At 38.4% G+C, this 19126-nt stretch carries 19 protein-coding genes; 9 read left to right on the top strand and 10 right to left on the bottom strand.

Going from position 1 to position 19126, the window contains the following annotated elements; genetic code table 11:
* Positions 1 to 94 precede the first annotated feature (94 nt).
* On the bottom strand, positions 95 to 1618 hold the full coding sequence (locus IRQ78_RS04705) for a leucyl aminopeptidase (protein ID WP_194441495.1): 1524 nt from the start codon (positions 1616 to 1618) through the stop codon (positions 95 to 97).
* Between the two features lie 157 nt (positions 1619 to 1775).
* Between IRQ78_RS04705 and msrA the strand changes: the two genes are divergently transcribed.
* From msrA to IRQ78_RS04685, 4 genes are all read left to right on the top strand, one after another.
* Positions 1776 to 3053 carry a peptide-methionine (S)-S-oxide reductase MsrA gene (gene msrA, locus IRQ78_RS04700; RefSeq protein WP_194441494.1) on the top strand — a complete coding sequence of 426 codons (1278 nt, stop codon included), beginning with the start codon at positions 1776 to 1778 and terminating at the stop codon, positions 3051 to 3053.
* A gap of 276 nt (positions 3054 to 3329) precedes the next feature.
* The gene (locus IRQ78_RS04695; protein ID WP_194441493.1) at positions 3330 to 4736 is read left to right on the top strand and encodes a TackOD1 domain-containing metal-binding protein; all 1407 of its coding nucleotides are present in this window, start codon (positions 3330 to 3332) and stop codon (positions 4734 to 4736) included.
* Entirely contained in the window at positions 4733 to 6061 is a 1329-nt protein-coding gene (locus tag IRQ78_RS04690) for a glycosyltransferase family 2 protein (protein WP_054553786.1), read from the top strand. The genes IRQ78_RS04695 and IRQ78_RS04690 overlap by 4 nt, the downstream gene beginning before the upstream one ends.
* A gap of 14 nt (positions 6062 to 6075) precedes the next feature.
* Complete coding sequence (locus tag IRQ78_RS04685; protein WP_194441492.1) at positions 6076 to 7164, top strand: HlyD family secretion protein; 1089 nt, start codon at positions 6076 to 6078, stop codon at positions 7162 to 7164.
* Between the two features lie 66 nt (positions 7165 to 7230).
* Here IRQ78_RS04685 and IRQ78_RS04680 read toward each other — a convergent pair whose 3' ends face one another.
* Positions 7231 to 7650, bottom strand: a complete 420-nt coding sequence (locus IRQ78_RS04680) for a tetratricopeptide repeat protein (RefSeq protein WP_194441491.1) — start codon at positions 7648 to 7650, stop codon at positions 7231 to 7233.
* Positions 7651 to 8283: 633 nt separating this feature from the next.
* On the bottom strand, positions 8284 to 8658 hold the full coding sequence (locus IRQ78_RS04675) for a hypothetical protein (protein WP_194441490.1): 375 nt from the start codon (positions 8656 to 8658) through the stop codon (positions 8284 to 8286).
* 448 nt (positions 8659 to 9106) lie between these two features.
* Between IRQ78_RS04675 and IRQ78_RS04670 the strand changes: the two genes are divergently transcribed.
* Both IRQ78_RS04670 and IRQ78_RS04660 read left to right on the top strand, forming a co-directional pair.
* Positions 9107 to 9700: a hypothetical protein gene (locus IRQ78_RS04670; protein WP_194441489.1), complete on the top strand. Its 594-nt coding sequence runs from the start codon at positions 9107 to 9109 to the stop codon at positions 9698 to 9700.
* A 582-nt stretch (positions 9701 to 10282) separates the two neighbouring features.
* Complete coding sequence (locus tag IRQ78_RS04660; protein ID WP_187489632.1) at positions 10283 to 10702, top strand: hypothetical protein; 420 nt, start codon at positions 10283 to 10285, stop codon at positions 10700 to 10702.
* Positions 10703 to 10818: 116 nt separating this feature from the next.
* Here IRQ78_RS04660 and IRQ78_RS04655 read toward each other — a convergent pair whose 3' ends face one another.
* Positions 10819 to 11241 carry a hypothetical protein gene (locus IRQ78_RS04655; RefSeq protein ID WP_187489631.1) on the bottom strand — a complete coding sequence of 141 codons (423 nt, stop codon included), beginning with the start codon at positions 11239 to 11241 and terminating at the stop codon, positions 10819 to 10821.
* 300 nt (positions 11242 to 11541) lie between these two features.
* Between IRQ78_RS04655 and IRQ78_RS04650 the strand changes: the two genes are divergently transcribed.
* From IRQ78_RS04650 to IRQ78_RS04640, 3 genes are all read left to right on the top strand, one after another.
* Positions 11542 to 11775, top strand: a complete 234-nt coding sequence (locus IRQ78_RS04650) for a hypothetical protein (RefSeq protein WP_166340181.1) — start codon at positions 11542 to 11544, stop codon at positions 11773 to 11775.
* 108 nt (positions 11776 to 11883) lie between these two features.
* Positions 11884 to 12336: a hypothetical protein gene (locus IRQ78_RS04645; protein ID WP_194441488.1), complete on the top strand. Its 453-nt coding sequence runs from the start codon at positions 11884 to 11886 to the stop codon at positions 12334 to 12336.
* 98 nt (positions 12337 to 12434) lie between these two features.
* The gene (locus IRQ78_RS04640; RefSeq protein ID WP_194441487.1) at positions 12435 to 12782 is read left to right on the top strand and encodes a hypothetical protein; all 348 of its coding nucleotides are present in this window, start codon (positions 12435 to 12437) and stop codon (positions 12780 to 12782) included.
* Between the two features lie 45 nt (positions 12783 to 12827).
* Here the strand turns inward: IRQ78_RS04640 and IRQ78_RS04635 are convergent, their stop codons facing one another.
* The 6 genes from IRQ78_RS04635 to IRQ78_RS04610 form a co-directional block, all read right to left on the bottom strand.
* Positions 12828 to 13706: a LysR family transcriptional regulator gene (locus tag IRQ78_RS04635; protein ID WP_054553795.1), complete on the bottom strand. Its 879-nt coding sequence runs from the start codon at positions 13704 to 13706 to the stop codon at positions 12828 to 12830.
* A 387-nt stretch (positions 13707 to 14093) separates the two neighbouring features.
* The gene (locus IRQ78_RS04630; RefSeq protein WP_054553796.1) at positions 14094 to 14750 is read right to left on the bottom strand and encodes a 3-oxoacid CoA-transferase subunit B; all 657 of its coding nucleotides are present in this window, start codon (positions 14748 to 14750) and stop codon (positions 14094 to 14096) included.
* 11 nt (positions 14751 to 14761) lie between these two features.
* A complete protein-coding gene (locus IRQ78_RS04625; RefSeq protein ID WP_054553797.1) occupies positions 14762 to 15460 on the bottom strand; it encodes a CoA transferase subunit A in 699 nt (232 codons plus the stop codon).
* A gap of 11 nt (positions 15461 to 15471) precedes the next feature.
* A complete protein-coding gene (locus IRQ78_RS04620; RefSeq protein WP_194441486.1) occupies positions 15472 to 16377 on the bottom strand; it encodes a hydroxymethylglutaryl-CoA lyase in 906 nt (301 codons plus the stop codon).
* On the bottom strand, positions 16377 to 18341 hold the full coding sequence (locus IRQ78_RS04615) for an acetyl/propionyl/methylcrotonyl-CoA carboxylase subunit alpha (protein ID WP_194441485.1): 1965 nt from the start codon (positions 18339 to 18341) through the stop codon (positions 16377 to 16379). The genes IRQ78_RS04620 and IRQ78_RS04615 overlap by 1 nt, the downstream gene beginning before the upstream one ends.
* Before the next feature lie 8 nt (positions 18342 to 18349).
* Positions 18350 to 19120, bottom strand: coding sequence for an enoyl-CoA hydratase/isomerase family protein (locus tag IRQ78_RS04610; RefSeq protein WP_194441484.1), 771 nt, complete (start codon positions 19118 to 19120; stop codon positions 18350 to 18352).
* Positions 19121 to 19126: the final 6 nt, after the last annotated feature.

The following is a 19126-nucleotide window of genomic DNA, read 5'->3' as shown; positions in this document are numbered from 1 at the left end:
TGATGTAAATGTGTCTTTAGTGTTAATTAGAAAAACTCAAGACAATCAAGTGGCTATAATAGTTTATAACCACTTGATAAAGTGCAATGTCTAATTACTGTGCGTTATTTAGTAACCAATTAGACAGTAAACGTACACCATAGCCTGTACCGCCTTCAGCTAGTTCATCTTTTGCTTTAGAGTTTAGCGCGTTACCTGCAATATCAATGTGAACCCAACGTGTGTCACCGGCAAAGTTTTGTAAGAAACTCGCTGCTGTAGTAGCACCTGGGCCATGTGAACCGATGTTTTTAAGATCAGCAATGTCTGACTTTAATGCATCTTCATAACCTAGAGGTAAACGCCATAGGTTTTCATTTACTTGCTTACCCGCAATAGTTAGTTGCTCAACAAGAGTATCATCATCAGAGAAAACCGCCGCGTATTCATTACCTACAGCACGAATTTTAGACCCGGTTAGGGTCGCAACATCAACCATAATACTTGGTTTGTATTTGTCACGGGCATACCACATTGCATCACTCAGTACTAAGCGACCTTCAGCATCTGTATTAACAATTTCAACACTTAAACCTTCGGCTGTTCTTACAACATCGCCAGGCGCAACAGCAAATTGCGATACCATATTGGCAGCCATGCCCATTACAGCAACAACGTTTGTGTCGGCTTTAGCAAGTGCCATTGCTTTAACAGTACCCAGTACTGCAGCTGCCCCTGCCATGTCTGATTTCATGCGGGCAATTGACGCGCCTGTTTTAAGGCTGTAGCCACCTGAATCAAAGGTAATACCTTTACCCACTAACGCGATAGGGGTGTTTTTATTACCTTGATAATGAGCAACCACTAAACGTGCACCTTCTTCGCTACCACGACCAACTGCTTCAAGTGCACCCATGCCTAGCTTTTTAATTTGCTTAGGTTCTAAAACTGTAATTTTAACACCTAACTTTTTAAGCTCTTTTGCCGCTTTAGCAAAATCAACCGGTGTCATTTCTGTTGCAACTTCAGACGTTAAGTCACGTGCTAAAAATACACCTTTTTCAATGCTTTGTAGTAATTTATGGGTTTCGACCGCTTGGTCTAAATTTTCAACATCTAATGTGTAGTTAACAACGTGGCTGTCTTGTTCTTTTTTGTATTGCTCAAAACGGTGGTCACGTAAATTTGCGCCATGTGCAAATTCTGCTGCATATTTAGCATTGATTGCGCTGTCTTTAAGCTCTGAAAAATCAAGGCTAACATTTGCTTGTTTAGCCGACTGCAATTTAGCGTGAACGTTACCACCTAGTTTTGCCATTTTTGCTGCATCTAGTTGTGGCTGCTCTCCTAAGCCAACAAGTAAGATGCGTTGATGGTCGCTACCGTTTGGTGCGATAACTTCTAACGTTTTGCCATAACCTGCTTTAAAGTCGCTAAATTCAATGACTTTATTTAGGTGACTTTGGGTTTCTGGCTTTAAATAATTAAAATTAGCAACTTGGCTATCTGTATCTAAAAATAAAACTAGTGTGTTGTCGTTCGGTTTAATTGATTTTGCAAAAGTGAACTCTGCGGCATTCACTTGCGTAGCAAGTGTTAATCCTAATGGAATAGCAGATAAGCTGTGTGCAATTTTCATTTTTTAATATCCCAATGTTAAAAAGCTGTGTTTTACCGTAAATAAGGTTAAGAGTTAAATTGTTAGCGGTGAATCGCTGTTTGCATGCGTTTAAGTTGAAATTATTAATACCTATGCGCGGTCTGTCTTAAATACAGGCTTTTAAGAGGAAATTAGTATGACAATTAAGTCGATGTTACTGACACTATTCACTTGCAGTGCCATTTTTACCACCAGCCCAATTAAAGCTGAAACAATGCCAGATAACGCAACAGGGCATATTGAAACCATTGTGCTAGGTTCAGGTTGTTTTTGGGGAGCAGAAAAACGTTACGAAGCACTTGATGGCGTGTTGGATGCGGTATCTGGCTATGCCGATGGGCATGGTTTTAAAGCGACCTACAAGAACATAACACGTAGCTCGCGACGCTTTGATAAAAACAATTATGCAGAAGTTGTTAAAGTGACATACAACAGCAACGAGTTAACAACACAATCACTGTTAATGCATTATTTTGAAAATCATGATCCAACCCAGCTAAATCGCCAAGGTAATGATATTGGCACTCAATACCGCTCAACAATTTTGGTAAGTAATAATGAGCAACTCGAGGTTGCTAATACACTTAAAGATGAATACCAAAGTAAATTAACCGCAGCAGGCTACGGCAAGATTGTGACTGTGATAAAACCGCTTGATGTATTTTATGCTGCAGAGGATTATCACCAAGATTATTTAAAGAAAAACCCCAATGGCTATTGCCCTGATCATTCAACGGGCGTTGTATTCACACTAGTAGAAAAACAGCAGGTTGATAACGCAGCCTTATTGGCAGCTAAGCAAATTGTAGTGATAGATGCTAAAGGTTATTGCCCATACTGTGAAAAGTTTAAAAAAGAGGTCGCTAATGAGTACATGGGGACAATTCCTATGACTTTCCGACATGCTGATCAACTTGATGGTTTAACGATTAAAACGCCGACTTGGGCAACACCCACGTTATTATTTATAGAAAATGGCGAAGAGGTTTATGGTCGCCAAGGCTATGTCAGTAAAGGTGAGTTTTACAAAGCCTTAGGTGCATTTAAACTGGGGGACAGTGAAGCCTTTAGAGTTGCATTTCATGCCAGAACAGACAGCCCGTTTTGTAAGCAGTACGATATCTTTAAAAACACACCTGATGGAATTTTCATTGATAAGCTAAGTGGTGCGCCGCTTTTTGATACCCGAGATAGATTTAACTCAGGCACAGGCTGGCTTTCATTTACTCATCCAGTTAAAGACAGTGTGACTATGCATGAAGACAACAGTTATGGCATGCAACGTATTGAGCTTAAATCAAAAAGCTCGGGTATTCATTTAGGGCATTTGTTCCCTGGTGAAGGGCCAAGAGGTAAAGACAGGTACTGCATTAATGCGACTGTGCTTGAGTTTGTGCCAAGAGATGAAACTTAATAAGTTAGAACTTATTTATAGCCAGCTTTCAGAGCTGGCTTTTATATTAAAAGCTACCTCATACAATTCTTTATTAACATAAAGTTTATATTTCAATTAATAACAATAAAATATTATTTTAAATATAGATTTCAATCATACCTTCTTATTTTTATAAGCTATTGACTAGTTAATTTAAACCATAAATTACCAGTTATATGAAAAGTCTGATCGTACCTTATATAAAAACAGTTTAGAATGCGGTATGAATACAATAGTTCATTTCATGGAGGGTAAATGAATAAACAGCAATTAAATGATATTTCGTTACAAAAAATTTGGATTGGTGAGCTTAAGGATATTGATTTTTTAGTTTACGGACACGAATTCACAGTATTTAACGACGTAGAGCACTTTTTTTCCGCTTTTGAAGCTCAATCTCATTTTCCACTTATTGTTTTTGCTGACAACATTGTAAACCAAGGCGAAGCGCTCAAGAAAATCCGTAAGCACGAACTGTTATGGCAAAGCTGTATTTTGGTAAATACGCCTTGTTATTTATCAGAAGCTCTTGCAAATGGTCTTTTTAATAAACAAAGTGATGATTTTTATAACTCCGTAATAACGCGCGCAACTAGTTTAAATCTAAGTCTTAATTTAGTCGACTCAGCTTTAACTAAGCTTTTGTCTTTTATGTGGATTTATAAAGGTAATAGCTTGTTACCTGTTCATGATTTAAGCATTAATAGTGTTTATTATTATCCGCTTTTAGAGTGTTTCGGGGTTAACACTAAAGATGCGATGTCATGGTTGTCGAGTATCCATAGAAGAAAACTCTTACAGACAGATAAGTTAATCGACCGTGTTCGCTACTGTAGACACTGCCAATCAGGGCACTTAAATTATGTTGATTCATGCCCAAGTTGTCAAAGTATTGATATTGCCAGTGTATCTAGTTTGCACTGTTTTAACTGTGGTCATGTAAATGGCGAATCTAAATTTAAAGAGGGTATCGGGCTAAGCTGCCCTAATTGCCATACAAAATTGAGACACATTGGCGTTGACTATGATCGCCCAATAGAAAATCAGAAATGTAACCAATGCCATACTAGCTTTGTAGATGCTGACGTTATTGCTAAATGCTTCCACTGTCAGACCAGTAATCAAGTTGATGAGTTAATAGTACAGAACATTCATAGTTACAACATATCAATGGAAGGTAAAAGTTTAATTAGACTTGGTGAGCGTTTTGACAATTTTAATTTAACCAGCACTGACTCTATTAACTATTCACATTTCGAATGGGTGGTTAAGTGGCAAAACCAACTTGCCGTAAGGCACCAGCAAACACACTCAATAGTTAAGATAGAGTTAAAAAACCTCGCGCAATTTATTGCAGAAAATGGTGAAGCACGTGCTATTCAATTAATAGACGAATTTGAGAGCAGAATTAACGAGAGTATCAGGACCACGGATATTTGCTGTTTAGCAGGAGAGCATACATTACTTTTAATGTTACCTAATACAACAATTGAACATTTATCCTTTGTTTATCAAAAATTAAAAGGGATTTCTTTACTCAATAAAAATAGCGATTTCTCACTTTCGATTAAAGGCATTCCACTTCCATCAAAAGAAATGCCAGATGAAATAGGTGTTTGGCTTGAGCAACAATTTGCAGCTCAGCAGGAGAGTGTTTTATGAGTACGCTCAGCACTTTAATACATATTACTGAACAAATTATGTTTTATGTACAAAGTAATATATTAGTTCTAGTGAAATTTATTCCTTTATACCTTATCTATGAGTTGCCGCTATTTTTAATAATCACGTTTGGCATAATTAAATGGACTAGAGAAAAGACACGTATAAACAATACTAAATTATTTTATTTACCAAAAGTTAGCTGTGTTATTACTTGTTATGCAGAAGGGGATGCAGTTAAAGAAACCATTCAGTCACTCGTTGAACAAACTTACCCAGGTAAAATTGAAATTATTGCTGTAATAGATGGTGCTGTTCAAAATAACCACACTTACCATGTAGCTAAAGAATGTAAGCAGTTATTTAAACGCAAAAATCGTGAGATTGTTTTATTGCCAAAATGGCAGCGGGGAGGGCGAGTTTCAACTTTAAACGCAGGCTTATCCTATGCTAAAGGTGAAATTATCGTCAATGTTGATGCGGATACTTCATTTGACAATGATATGATGGCAAATTTAGTCAGGTTATTTGAAGACCCTAATGTACCTGCTGTGGGAGGTGCTTTAAGAGTTCGTAATGTGAATAAAACTTTATGGACTAGAATGCAAGCAATCGAATACTTAATATCGATGCAGGGTGGTAAAACTGGCTTAGCTCAATGTAATTTAATTAACAATATTTCAGGTGCATTTGGTGCATTTAGACGTGATTTCTTAAAACAAATAGGAGGTTGGGATACTCATACTGCAGAAGATTTAGATCTAACAGTTCGTATCAAACAGTATTTTAAACGCTACCCTAATTTAAAAATACCTTACGCGACTGCGTCGATTGCACATACAGACGCACCTCAATCATTTAAAGAGCTTGTCTTGCAAAGATTACGTTGGGACGGGGACTTGCTGTTTTTATATTTGCGTAAACATTGGCCAGCTTTTTCACCTAAGCTTTTAGGCTGGAAGAATTTTTTGTTTACACTTTTTTATGGTTACTTGCAAAACGTTATGTTGCCATTTGTCATTTTTGTGTATTTTGTTGGGGTTGCTATTATTTATCCTTGGCAATTCTCACTAGCATTAATATTCGTCATTTATGCCTTATACCTTCTAACTATCGGCTATTTTTATTTGTTAGTTTTAGTTAGTGTTTCAGAAAGGCCTAAGCAAGATTTTACACTATTCCTCTGGTTACCTCTCTATCCCATCTATGCATTTATAATGCGCCTAGTATGTTGCTTTGCGCTGGTTAATGAAGTATTCCGGCGGTCGCATGAAGAGTCTAGTATGGCACCTTGGTGGGTGCTTAAACGTGGTCAAAAATTTTAGATTAAGGGAATAATATGAAATTGCATTTTAATAGCACTGCAAAGGTCAACAATCCGAACGAAGAAAAAGGAATTAAAGTTCCATATGCTGGAGCAAAAAGAACATCACATAAATTACGCTGGTATTTTTTAATTCTGATTGCATTGAGCCCTATTTGTATTGTCGCATGGATTTATTTAGTGCCACAACTTAAGGTTGAAGCTGTTGGTATCATTACGACTGAACCGCTTCTGATTAAAGCTCCAAGTAAAGGAACTATTGAATTTGTTGACGTTAACCTTGGTGATTCTGTGATGAAAGATGAAATATTGCTCACATTATATAACCCTGAATTGACAGGGCAGTATCAAGAAGTTGACCGACAAATATTAAATCTAACTCAACAACAGATACCATTTAGCAAAACAATTATGACGCAGCTAGAACAAAGAAAGCGAGTCGCAAAAGAAGGCGTTGAAAGGCAGCAAGAATTGCTTAATACGTATAAAGATTATAAAAGCCGCGGAATAGTCCCCGTTTCTGATTTAGCAAGCGCAATAGCTGCTTTTAACAGTGCTCAATTAAATTACGAACAGACAAAAGTTGATATCTTGCGTGAAAAAGAGCGGCAAGAAATGGAACGCTTGTATGGATTAAAGGGGCAACGCTATCAAGATCTTTCAATTGAATTTGCAAAGTTGTCTGCACTGCAACAAAACCTTGTTGTTAAAACTCCGTTTTCGGGAAATATTAACGATATCTTTGTGCAAGATGGTCAGTTTGTAGATCAAAACTCACCATTATTTTCAGTAGATACCGGCAGAGATCTAAGAGTTCATGCTTATCTTGCACCAAAATTTTTGGAGTATTCAAAAATAGGTCAAAAAGCGACTGTAAAACTTCCAAATGGTAAAAAATTTGATGCTGTAATTAATGAATATACAGAGCTTACAAGTAAGATACCCCCGCAGCTTTCGGGTCCATTCGAAGGCGAAAAAGCCGCTTTAAAACTTATTTTGCAAGTAGATATTCCAGCAGAATACCATATAGAAGGATTACCTGTAGAAATTCAATTTGATCGCATCACAATGAAGGGGATGTCAGATTTATTTGCCAAACATTAAATAAAAAAAGCCCGGTCAGAACACACAAGAACCGGGCTATCGACAACAATTTGGTTGGGGGAACTTTTACAGCGCTAGGTTTTGTTTTGCGCGACTTAAGTTGTGATTAACAAGTTCATTTTTTGAAATTTGCACCGCTTCATAAAAGTCAGAAAGTGCAGCAGTATCTTTTTCAGACATGATGCGGGCAACACCACGGTTACTAAGTGCAAACGAAGTTAATTCGCGGCGTTTGTAACCAGGTACCTTACTTGTACTTAGAAGAGAAATTGCTTGTGTACACAGGCTTTCCGCTTCTGAAAAATTCTTTTCTTTAACGCTTAATGCACAGCGGTTGAAGGCAGTTTCGTATTGGCTAGTTGCATTATCGTTCGTTTGAGCTTGCTCAATAACCATCAGTTTATAATCAGCTTGTGTGGCTACTGCCATCGCTGAGCAAGTTAATAAAGAGCTAAGTGCAATAGTGGTTACAAGTGTTTTTAACATGATAGTTTTCCTCTGAATAAGTTGGTGTTTCTTGCCAACGAGTGAACTTTAAAATATTCCCAAAAGCTAAACAAACGATTAAATTAAAACTGATAGATGAAGAAATTTAATCTATAGAGTAATTACTCAGGATTCGAAATTTTACTGTGATGTAGAGGAGGTTAAGTTGTTTTATTCCTGTATTGAAAGTTACAAATTAACTGAGTTGAGTGCTAATAAATTTAATGCTGTCTCTTATATAGAAATGTTATTTGGGTCCGTAAATTGTGGTTTAAAATATATTTAGGTCAAAGGGGCACAGTCTTATTGTTTGGACAGTAGCAATTGGTTAGTGACTTTGTTAAAACTAAACAACTTAAATAACAAGAGTTTATTGTGGTACGCAGACTAGCAATAAATTCATAATTATCATGATAAACCGTTAGAAGGAATACTGGTGCAAGGATATAGAATTAACACAAATAAAACTGATCTCGATTTTGAAGTAATTTACGGTTTTATTTCAAAAAGCTACTGGGCGTCCGGAATACCAAAGCAGACGCTAGAAAAAGCCATTTCAACTAAGCCATTAACATTAACCTTTCGTGTGCACCAAGTGGCTGCGTAAATTGCTCTTGTTATTATTTGAATTATTTACGTAATTGCTTTGTATACTTCCCAATCTACTGAAAATGACACCTTTTGATTGTGATCTTTGTTTTCCGAAATAAAAGCTAATGTATCAGGTTTTTTCTTTGGTAATGCGGGTGAATTGTGAAACCCATTTCCAACAAACCTAAAACCATGCTCCCATAATAATTGAGCAGATTTCCAACCACTTAAGTCTGATTTTTGTGGTGATTGAAATTGCCTACCCATAAATGCCATCTTGTTACCGCAGATCATGCATTTATGCGATAGTACAGCTTCTGGCAAGTGGGCACTGTATTCTTTAATATTATTGGTAGCAGGCTTCTTAAAAGAAACTCTGCAATCAAAACATGCAAACTTAAATAAAAAGCTTTCCATTAAGTTGTGTCCTCCGTGTTATATAAAAATATGGCTCAATCAAGGGCAAAGGACCTTTCGCTATGCCTAATTTTTCTGCTGGTGTTTTACCATTATTCCCAGTTAAACAAAAGTTGTAATAGGCTCTTAGTATCTGCAATAGCTTATTTATTCTCTCAGGGTTGTATGGCTGCTTTCATGTCTATAAGTACACAGTGTTAGATGACGATTGTATTAGGCGCTCAAGTATAGATACTCTTCATCTTCATTCTCATAGCCATTAATGAAGAACACACGTTTACGAATTACATTTATCTTATGAATTGGCACGTCAAGCTATATTCAGGATGTCTATTTGTATATTCTGGTGATTTAAGATCATCTTGTGTAATAATTCGTTTAGAATTATAGAAAATTAACAACAATTTAAAGGTTACATGGAACCAACTACTTTTATTTTGTAGTGAACTTGCGTTTGATTGCAGTGTTATCTTATACAGGCATTAGCAAATTTAAGGACGGAATTATGAAAACAGGACTCTTATCAATCGGGTTTTTAATTATATCAAATGTAAGCTTTGCTGACTGTAAAGTTGAGCTTGAAGAAAGGTTAAAAGACGATTTGAGCCTAACATACCAACAATTTGATCAGACGTACGATGCCGGTTTTAGATTGTTAGAAAAATCAGGTTGCCATGCTGAAGCTGCCATTCTGATAAAAAGTTATATCTCTCATAATAATTCAAATGAAAGCTCATTAACTTGGCATTTAGCTCAAATGGAAGGGTTAGCGGGTGACTATCAACAAGCGGTTTTTCACGCTAAAAAAGTATTGCATTCCAATGAAGAGGTAAGTGGTTCAAAAATGTATTGGAATGACTTTGTGTTAGGAAACATCGCTTTTTGGAATAAAGATAAAGCAAAACTAAAACAACATATAGCTAATATTGAGAAGGGACAAAGTTTTAAACCTAACCAGATAAACCTGAACTACCTGAATCAGTTACTCAAAAACTTTGATTTAAGTTACAAACAGGCATTATCTGGACCAAGTGCTGAGTGAGTTTAAAATACAAGTGGGCTTACTGTATGGCTACACTACTTCATTGATTTTCCAACCATACTTTTTTGACTGAATAAAATGAATAACGGAGATTCAAATGAACAAGGAAGTAAAAAAAATTTGATAAATACCCTAAAATGCCAGAACTAAGCTCTTCGAGATTAGAGAGTTAGTTTTTGAAATTGCATTTGAACTGGCCCTAGGTGAAATTGACGAGACACTAAATGGGAAGAGCCTAGCGATAGTGTAAAAACAGGCAGCCCTATTCGAATCGACTGGAAGTTAAAGTCACCTAATAATTATTATCTGTTTTTCAATTACCAAACTAAATTGGTAGATACATTTCGTGAACTATATGGTGAAGAGCTCCATTTCAAGGAAATAGAGCAATATTTCTTTGTTTATCAACTTCGCCACCAAAAGTAATAATAAAGTCATGTTTGATGTTAGCTTTAACTTATCAGCAGCGAAAAAGATTACCTCTTTTGGGGGAATGTGAAATTCCGGTTCAGAAAGGTTTGAAGTGGACTATAGTCGATTTGCTTTGATAAGACCTAAGATTACAGTAGAACGGAGTCAATATTGAGCCTTAGTATTCAATCAAAATTATTAATTAGTGCGGGTGTTATTGCGTTTATTTCTGCTATCTGGCACGTACTATGTATATTTGGCGGGCCTAGCTGGTATGCATTTGCTAGGGCACCTCAACAGATTATAGAATCTTCAATACATGGAACATTGCTTGCCCCAATTGGTACAATAATCGTAGCTAGCTTAATGTTTGCTTGTACTGTGTTTGCTTTTTCAGCGGCTGGTTTAATCCGTAAAGTTTCTTTTCTGAAACCTGCTCTAGTTACTATTGCGGTAATTTGCACTTTACGGGGTTTAATTGCCATTCCAACATTTATCACAACCTCAGGTTTAGATATTTGGCAAATAGTTGCAAGCGTTATTTGGTTTTATGTTGGCGTTTGTTTTATTCTGGGTTCTATAAAGCAATGATGAATTCGAAAACCTTCTATATATCAAGCTGTTTAAGTGCTGGGAAACATCCAAAGTACATAAACGACAAAACCCAGCCGAAGCTGGGTTTTGTGACAACACAATTTTGTGAAAACTTATAATGCTAAGTTCTTTTTCGCACGCGTTAAGTTGTGCTCTACTAGCTCGTTACCTGAAATTTGTACTGCTTCGTAAAAGTCAGACAATGCAGCAGTGTCGTTTTCAGACATGATTCGAGCTACACCGCGGTTGCTTAATGCAAATGAGGTTAATTCACGACGTTTGTAAGCAGGTACCTTGCTCTTGCTAAGCAAGCTGATTGCTTTAGAGCAAAGTGTTTCAGCTTCTGTAAAATTCTTTGCTTGAACACTTAACGCACATTGGTTAAATGCTAGTTCGTATTGGCGGTTTGTTTCTACTGTTGCTCGTGTAGATTGATCAATAACCATTAATTTGTAGTCACTCTGATCAGCCACTGCCATAGCTGAACAAGTTAATAAAGAGCTAAGTGCAACGCGTTTCATAAGTGTACTAAACATAATCATTTCCTCTATTTGAGTCGGTATCAATCGCCGACAAATGAACTTTAATTGAACGCTGCAAATTCAACAAACGATAAAAAATGACCTAATAGATGAAGAAATTTAACCTATAGACTTTAGTCTAATGTAATGAATTAGAATTAGAGGGGAAGCTTGAAGTTAGATAGAGGAAGCTTTTCGTTATTTGATCTTATGCCGATTGCTGAAATTGGCTTTAGCTATCAATTAACAATTTAACGGTTTAAAAAACGTACATAAGGACCCATTAATCTTAAGTCACCTATTGATGGATTGAAAATGGACTTACTTACACTTTTACTTATAGTTATCGTTGCTTTTGTTAGCCTAGTTATAGCCTTTATCATTTTGTCCCATATGGTACGTTGGGCTAAAAAAATGCCAAAAGGCGCTTATCTTTTTATGGCTTTATTTCCGCTTATCTCATTATTTCCGATACCGCCGCCCGTGTTCGAAAACGTTGCTAAAGCAAAGCATGAGCAACGTAAAAAACAAAAGCAAGATGATAAATAATCATAGGTAGGGAGAGCCATAAATTAAACAAATAGTTGTTTATTAATGGCTAAATCGGTACTTTAAGGTGATATATAGTTGTTAAATAGGTAAAAAATAAAAAAGACTATGAAGCTTAAACTTGCGTGTTTATTACTATGCCCATTCGTTGCCAATGCAGCTGAAGATAAAGTGGCTGTTTATCTTAATTTTGAGCAAGCTTATTTGAGCAACGATGTATCTTTGTTTGCGCCATTATTAAGTAAAAACTATACGATTAAACAAACATTGCATATTCCTGGGCTAGGGTCAGATACTGTGCCTGTTACTAAAGCACAGTTACTTGAAGGCATGAAGCAAAATCCAAAGCCTAGTTCATTACCGCGTTCAAAAGCTGAATCAGTCAAAGTAGAAACAATTTCATCAAATCAATTCTGTGCAAATTCACAAACTCTCGATCAAGTCGTCGTGGCAGGTAAAAACTACGAAGAGAAGGAACTAAGAAAAGCGTGTTTTAAACACGAAAATAACAGCTATGAAGCTATATCACATACCATTGATGTGTATTATCGAGAGCTTTGATAGAGAAAGTTAACATTCTGAAGTTTCCGTGTATCAAATAAACGTACTAACTGATATTAATTACGGACAAACCCTATAAATGAGATAAGGAAATAAATATGAAAAAACAGTTAGGTTTAGTAGCAGGCGTATTTTTAGCATCAACAAGTTGTTTCGCAGCTGATAGTTTTCAAGTTGAAACATCTGTTTATAAAGCGAATGAGCTACTAGCATCGCCAGTAATGCTGGTGGAAGAAAAACAACCTGTGACCATCTCTATAGGTGAGGGGTTTAGTTATGAAGTTAAAGTTACACCACAACAAAATAATACGGCAGCTGTAGAAACATCAATCACACTCGCTGGCAGCTATTTTACACCTTCTTTTGTTGTGGAATATGGTAAACAAGCGTCTTTTGAAATAGGTGAAAACAAAGTGAGTATTTTAGTAACCAAGTCGAAAAGTTAAATTAGCAATATAAGACCCTCAACAAAATTGAGGGTCTTTAATCTATTATTTTAGATGTTTGAAAGTATCAAGCATCCATTTTATAAATAGCTCTAATTGTGCATTAGTTTCACTAGGATCGTGTTGAACTAAGTAATATTTATCTTTCGTTTTTAATGGCATATCGGTGAAATTAAATAACCATTGCTCATCAAACCAAGTCTGACTGATAGGCAAGGGGATTAGGGCAATACCCATACCCTGTTGCGCGGCACGTGCCACACCAAACATACTATCAACCTGAATAATTTGTTTTGGTGCAAAGTCATCAATACCAGCATGCTCTGCCCATTGGTGCCAAGCCCAAGGACGCGCTTTATGAAGTATAAGAGGAACTTCATTTAAAGCCTGAAACGGGTTTTCTTGCCATGCTTGCCAGTTTTCTTTATTGCAAGCTGGTGTATACGATAGCGAAAATAGCTCATGTACAACGCCTTCGTGCGGTTTAGATGAAGACAATACAATCGACAAATCGCTTTGCTTAGTCAGCTCTTTACGCGTTTTTAAGGTATTAAGCTGTAAGTTTGTATTTGGGTGCTCACTGGTCCATTCGCTCAGTTTTGGCATTAAAAGCTCACTGGCGAAAAACTCAGGTAACGTAATACTGATCGTAACGTTCTCTTGTAACTGACTAAACTCATTAATGGTTTTTTCTAGCGCTTTAATAAGCGGTGATACAGAGTCATAAAAATTCTTACCAGCCGCTGTTAGGCGAATTGAACGGGTTTGACGTTCAAATAGTTCAATACCCAATTGTTCTTCTAATTGTTTGATCTGATGGCTTACGGCAGACGGTGTAAGGTAAAGCTGGTTTGCTGCATCTTTAAAGCTAAGGGTGCGTGCAGCAAAACAAAATGAGCGTAGGCCACGAATAGGTGTTTGCATAGTTAATTTCAGTAAGTCTCAAAGCGCTTGTTAGTTAATTAACTGCTAAGCAATTATTATCCCAAAATGTAAAAAAATAGAGATTAAAGAATGAATATAGCTAACTCTTGCCATATTGTATAAAAAACAATCGTGAATCGCTCGTTTAATCTATGTTTAGGCAAATGTTTAGTAAAAAAGTGATCTTAGCAGTTTTAGCTATTTCGTCATAGTCTCAGTATTAGATACTGCCAATTCACTAAAGCAGGGCATTTTATACTATTTATGTGACAAAATGGTGCGGCGAAAGGCTGACTTTAGATAAAAAAAATCCCTCTTGCGAGGGATTTTGGGTAACTCAGCGCCATTGGCACTGGGAATGAGGTCGGTACATGGGATGTGAGTGGTTTAAAAAACCATCTCTGGAACATCACCTTCAACAAGCAATTTGCCTGCCGTTTTGCTAATAATTTCATCTACCGACACGCCTGGAGCGCGTTCGATTAGATGAAATGCGCCGTCTTTAACTTCTAGTACGGCTAAATCAGTTACGATTTTCTTTACACAGTTAACCCCAGTTAGCGGTAAAGTGCAACTTTCTAATAACTTAGAGTCGCCATGCTTGCTTGCATGAGTCATCGTAACAATAATATTCTTCGCGCCAGCAACGAGGTCCATCGCGCCACCCATGCCTTTAATTAGCTTTTTTGGGATCATCCACGATGCGATGTTACCGTTCTGGTCAACTTCAAATGCACCTAATACTGTTAAGTCTACATGACCACCCCGTATCATGGCAAAACTATCTGCACTATTAAATATTGCTGCACCTGTGGCTGCTGTCACGGTTTCTTTACCCGCGTTGATCATATCTGCATCAACTTGGTCTTTGGTTGGGTACGCACCCATACCTAATAAGCCATTTTCAGACTGCAACATAACTTCGATACCGTCAGGTACATAGTTAGCAACCAGAGTAGGGATACCAATACCTAGGTTTACGTAATAGCCATCTTGTAGTTCTTGTGCAACACGCATTGCAACTTGTTCACGTGATAATGCCATTTTATTGCTCCTTAATCGCGAGTTGTTACACGTTCAATGCGTTTTTCAAAGTCGCCTTTGATCACGCGATTAACATAAATGCCTGGGGTATGAATTTGGCTTGGCTCAAGTTCACCTGGTTCAACAATCTCTTCTACTTCAGCAACGGTAATTTTTCCTGCTGTAGCGGCCATCGGGTTGAAGTTCATTGCGGTGTGGCGAAATACAAGATTACCGTAGCGGTCGGCTTTCCATGCTTTAACAATGGCAAACTCACCTGTAATTGACTCTTCTAAGATATACGGGCGACCATCAAATTCTTTGACTTCTTTGCCTTCGGCAACCGGAGTGCCGTAACCTGTAGCAGTATAAAACGCAGGAATACCCGCACCACCGGCGCGCATCTTCTCAGCAAGTGTACCTTGTGGAGTTAAAACAACATCAATTTCGCCATCGAGTAGTTGTTTTTCGAAAAGCGCATTTTCACCCACATAAGAAGCGATGATTTTTTTAATTTGCTTATCGTGAAGTAAAACACCTAAACCAAAATCGTCGACACCGCAGTTGTTTGAAACAACGGTTAGATTTTTAGTCTGTTTACGCTTAATTTCACTGATAAGTCCCTCAGGAATACCACACAAGCCAAAGCCACCAGCGATAATTGTATCGCCATCTTTTAAACCTTCCATTGCAGCTTCATAACTTGAAACCACTTTATCGAAACCGGCCATGAGCCTACTCCTTAATTATTCTGAGTGTTCTTTAGAGCAAGTGATACCTTGCTGACAGGTTGTTTATTTAATGCACTGCAAATAGCCCAACCAGCTTTCGCCAGTATTTCTAAATCAATACCATGCTCTATGCCAAGTCCTTGTAGTAAGTAAACTACATCTTCAGTGGCAACATTTCCTGACGCACCTTTGGCATAAGGGCAACCACCAAGGCCTGCAACAGCACTATCAACCGTTGATATACCGCGTGTTAGGGCGGTGTAAATATTTGTGAGCGCTTGTCCGTATGTGTCGTGAAAATGTACAGCGAGCTTTGATTTATCAATATGTTGCAAGAGTAAATCTAATAACTCATCGACTTTTTTCGCCGTACCTACACCAATGGTGTCGCCAAGGCTAATTTCGTAACAACCAAGCTCTAATAATCGCTCTGATACCTTTAATACATCATTGTAGTCGACATCACCTTGATATGGACAACCCATGACGCAGCTAACATAACCTCTAACACGAATGTTATTCGCTTTGGCAAAATCCATAACATCCTTAAAGCGGTCAATACTTTCATCAATAGAGCAGTTAATGTTCTTTTGACAAAACGCTTCACTTGCCGCTGTAAAGATAGCAAATTCTTGTATGCCGACTTGTTTTGCCGCCTCTGCACCCCGTAAATTCGGGGTGAGGGCACTTAAGTTAACATTAGGCAAATTTAACGCGCTTATTACATCGCTAGAGTCAGCCATTTGTGGCACCCACTTAGGTGACACAAAGGCGCCTGCTTCAATATCTTTAAGCCCAGCATCTGCAAGGGCGTTGATAAGAGCGACTTTATCTTGGGTATTAACGGCGGCTTCATTTTGCAAACCGTCTCTGGCGCCAACTTCTACAATGCTAACAAAATCAGGAAACTGTGCCATTACGCCTCCGGCTCTTCAACAATCGCGAGCATATCACCGTGACTCACCAGTTCACCTTCAGCAAAGCAATAGCTGGTTAATACACCATCATGTGGGGCATTAAGCGTGTATTCCATTTTCATCGCTTCGATGATGACAACAGCGTCACCTTTAGCAACAGTACTACCCACTTCAACTAAATGTTTAACAACAGTACCATTGAGTGGTGCAGCAAGTGGCAACGCATCACTTTCGTGTTCACTAATATAGTGTTTATCAATCAGTTCTAGCACCATTTGCTGTGCTTTGTACATCACTGTAATGTGAGAGTCTGTTTGATTAGTATGAGCCACAACTTTTTCGCCATTAACAACTAAGTTTGCAAGGCCATTTTCAACCTTGCCCGAGGTTGTATAGTCAACCCCATCTAAGCTAATTTTAAAGCCATCTGATGTTTTAACCGCATGAACGTTTAAATCTACAAACGGAATTGTTGTTTTAGCATCACTGTTTAGCATAAAGCCTGTTAATTGTTGCCATGGGCTGCTGCTTTCACCTTTTAGTTGATGTGCATACGCATAGGCTGCCACAACGGTCGCAATAACAGACTGTTGCTCGTTTTTAGCAACAAGGCGCTCACCTTGGTCTTCAATAAAGTGCGTATCGGGTGCACCTGCTTGAAAAGTAGGGTGGTTAGCAAGATTATGTAAGAAATTAACGTTACAGCTAAAACCTGCTAGGTGGAATTGCTCTAGTGCTTTTGATAAACGCCCAAGCGCTGCCTCACGGTTATCGTCATGCACAATTAATTTAGCAATCATAGGATCGTAGAACGGGCTAATTTCATCACCCGCTGCAATCCCTGTATCTATACGTACAAATTCAGATTCGTTCGGTGTGAATAGGGCGTCAATGTGGCCAGAACACGGAATAAAGTCATTACTTGGATCTTCTGCATAAATACGCGCTTCAAAGCTGTGACCTTGTAGCTGTATATCTGCTTGGCTAAGTGGTAATGCTTCACCTGACGCAATATTGATTTGCCAATTCACCAAATCAACACCGGTTACCATTTCTGTTACTGGGTGCTCTACTTGTAAACGGGTGTTCATTTCCATGAAGAAGAATTCATCACCGCATAATAAAAACTCAACCGTACCTGCACCGCGATAGTTAATCGCTTGGGCACAACGTACCGCAGCTTCACCCATTTCTTTACGAAGTGCATCAGATAAACCCGGAGCAGGGGCTTCTTCAATTACTTTTTGGTGACGACGCTGTAAAGAGCAGTCACGGTCACCTAAGTACACACAGTTACCATGGCTATCGGCAAAAACTTGTACTTCAACATGGCGCGGTTTGGTGACATAGCGCTCTAACAGTACTAAATCGTTACCAAAGCCGGCTTTTGCTTCACGTTTTGCGCCTTCAAGTGCACCGATAAAGTCTTTTGCGTGTTCAACAACTCGCATCCCTTTACCACCGCCACCAAAGGCCGCTTTAATCAGTACCGGATAACCAATTTTTTCAGCTTCAGCTTGTAGGAAATCTGTATCTTGATTGTCACCATAGTAGCCTGGCACTAATGGTACATTTGCTTGGTGCATAATTTCTTTAGCGCGGGTTTTTGAACCCATGGCTTCAATACTTGATGCTGGCGGGCCAATAAAGGCGATATCATTTTTCTCACACGCGAGTGCAAAGTCACAGTTCTCAGATAAAAAACCATAACCCGGGTGAATACAATCAACACCTGCTTGTTTAGCTACATCGATGATTTTGTCTGCTACTAAGTACGAATCTTTACTTGGCGCAGGGCCAATGTGATACGCCTCATCAGCAAGCTTTACGTGCTGAGCATGTTTATCAGCATCTGAGTACACTGCAACCGTAGTTAAGCCCATTTGCTTTGCTGTACGCATAACTCGGCAGGCAATTTCACCACGGTTGGCAACGAGAATTTTTTTCAATGATTTTGTTGTCATAATGGTTCCTATTTCTGCCAGTTAGGGGCACGTTTTTCAAAAAATGCAGTCAGGCCTTCTTGGCCTTCTTCAGATACACGAATGCGTGCAATGCGTTCTGCGGTTAACTCAATCAGTGCATCATTTATTACGTTGCCAGCGACATCATTGATTAGCTGTTTTGCTGCTTTAACAGCAACAGGACCATTGTTGACAAGGTTTTGTAAGTGTTTGTCGAGCGCTGTTTGTAAATCGCCGGTGATCTGGTGAATTAAACCCAGTTGCTTGGCTGTATGCGCGTCAAAAATCTCTGCCGTTAAAAAATAACGACGTGCAGCGCGCTCACCAATAGCTTTAATGACATAAGGGCTGATAACCGCAGGAATAAGACCAAGCTTTACTTCACTTAAGCAAAACTGTGCATCGTCTTGGCAAATTGCGATATCACAACACGCAATCAAGCCTAAGGCACCACCAAATGCAGCACCTTGTACGGTACAAATTGTTGGATGCGGACTGGTAGCAAGGACTTTCATAAGTTTTGCTAGCTGCATAGAATCCGCTAAGTTTTCTGCAAAGTCATTGCCAGCCATCGACTTCATCCAGTTTAAATCAGCGCCAGCAGAAAAGTGCTTACCGTCGGTTCTTAAAACCAGTGCGCGCACATCACAACTGTTTGCGTGTTCAATTAAACGGATCAGCTCACTGATGACTTCTTCGTTAAATGCATTGTGTTTTTCTGGGCGACTTAGTACCAGTACAGCCACATTTGATTTTGTTATTTCGAGTGTTACTGACATAAGGCC

Source organism: Pseudoalteromonas simplex, assembly GCF_015278155.1.
GTDB lineage: Bacteria > Pseudomonadota > Gammaproteobacteria > Enterobacterales > Alteromonadaceae > Pseudoalteromonas > Pseudoalteromonas simplex.
Note: the sequence above shows the minus strand (reverse complement) of the source record. Positions and strands in the feature narration are given on the sequence as shown.

What these genes read in the sequence shown, in the direction of transcription:
- IRQ78_RS04620 (WP_194441486.1), bottom strand. Translation starts at nt 16,377, where the DNA reads ATGGCACAGTTTCCTGATTTTGTTAGCATTGTAGAAGTTGGCGCCAGA.
- IRQ78_RS04625 (WP_054553797.1), bottom strand. Translation starts at nt 15,460, where the DNA reads ATGGCCGGTTTCGATAAAGTGGTTTCAAGTTATGAAGCTGCAATGGAA.
- IRQ78_RS04705 (WP_194441495.1), bottom strand. Translation starts at nt 1,618, where the DNA reads ATGAAAATTGCACACAGCTTATCTGCTATTCCATTAGGATTAACACTT.
- IRQ78_RS04610 (WP_194441484.1), bottom strand. Translation starts at nt 19,120, where the DNA reads ATGTCAGTAACACTCGAAATAACAAAATCAAATGTGGCTGTACTGGTA.
- IRQ78_RS04615 (WP_194441485.1), bottom strand. Translation starts at nt 18,341, where the DNA reads ATGACAACAAAATCATTGAAAAAAATTCTCGTTGCCAACCGTGGTGAA.
- IRQ78_RS04690 (WP_054553786.1), top strand. Translation starts at nt 4,733, where the DNA reads ATGAGTACGCTCAGCACTTTAATACATATTACTGAACAAATTATGTTT.
- IRQ78_RS04650 (WP_166340181.1), top strand. Translation starts at nt 11,542, where the DNA reads ATGGACTTACTTACACTTTTACTTATAGTTATCGTTGCTTTTGTTAGC.
- IRQ78_RS04640 (WP_194441487.1), top strand. Translation starts at nt 12,435, where the DNA reads ATGAAAAAACAGTTAGGTTTAGTAGCAGGCGTATTTTTAGCATCAACA.
- IRQ78_RS04645 (WP_194441488.1), top strand. Translation starts at nt 11,884, where the DNA reads ATGAAGCTTAAACTTGCGTGTTTATTACTATGCCCATTCGTTGCCAAT.
- IRQ78_RS04685 (WP_194441492.1), top strand. Translation starts at nt 6,076, where the DNA reads ATGAAATTGCATTTTAATAGCACTGCAAAGGTCAACAATCCGAACGAA.
- IRQ78_RS04635 (WP_054553795.1), bottom strand. Translation starts at nt 13,706, where the DNA reads ATGCAAACACCTATTCGTGGCCTACGCTCATTTTGTTTTGCTGCACGC.
- IRQ78_RS04655 (WP_187489631.1), bottom strand. Translation starts at nt 11,241, where the DNA reads ATGTTTAGTACACTTATGAAACGCGTTGCACTTAGCTCTTTATTAACT.
- IRQ78_RS04680 (WP_194441491.1), bottom strand. Translation starts at nt 7,650, where the DNA reads ATGTTAAAAACACTTGTAACCACTATTGCACTTAGCTCTTTATTAACT.
- msrA (WP_194441494.1), top strand. Translation starts at nt 1,776, where the DNA reads ATGACAATTAAGTCGATGTTACTGACACTATTCACTTGCAGTGCCATT.
- IRQ78_RS04630 (WP_054553796.1), bottom strand. Translation starts at nt 14,750, where the DNA reads ATGGCATTATCACGTGAACAAGTTGCAATGCGTGTTGCACAAGAACTA.
- IRQ78_RS04695 (WP_194441493.1), top strand. Translation starts at nt 3,330, where the DNA reads ATGAATAAACAGCAATTAAATGATATTTCGTTACAAAAAATTTGGATT.
- IRQ78_RS04675 (WP_194441490.1), bottom strand. Translation starts at nt 8,658, where the DNA reads ATGGAAAGCTTTTTATTTAAGTTTGCATGTTTTGATTGCAGAGTTTCT.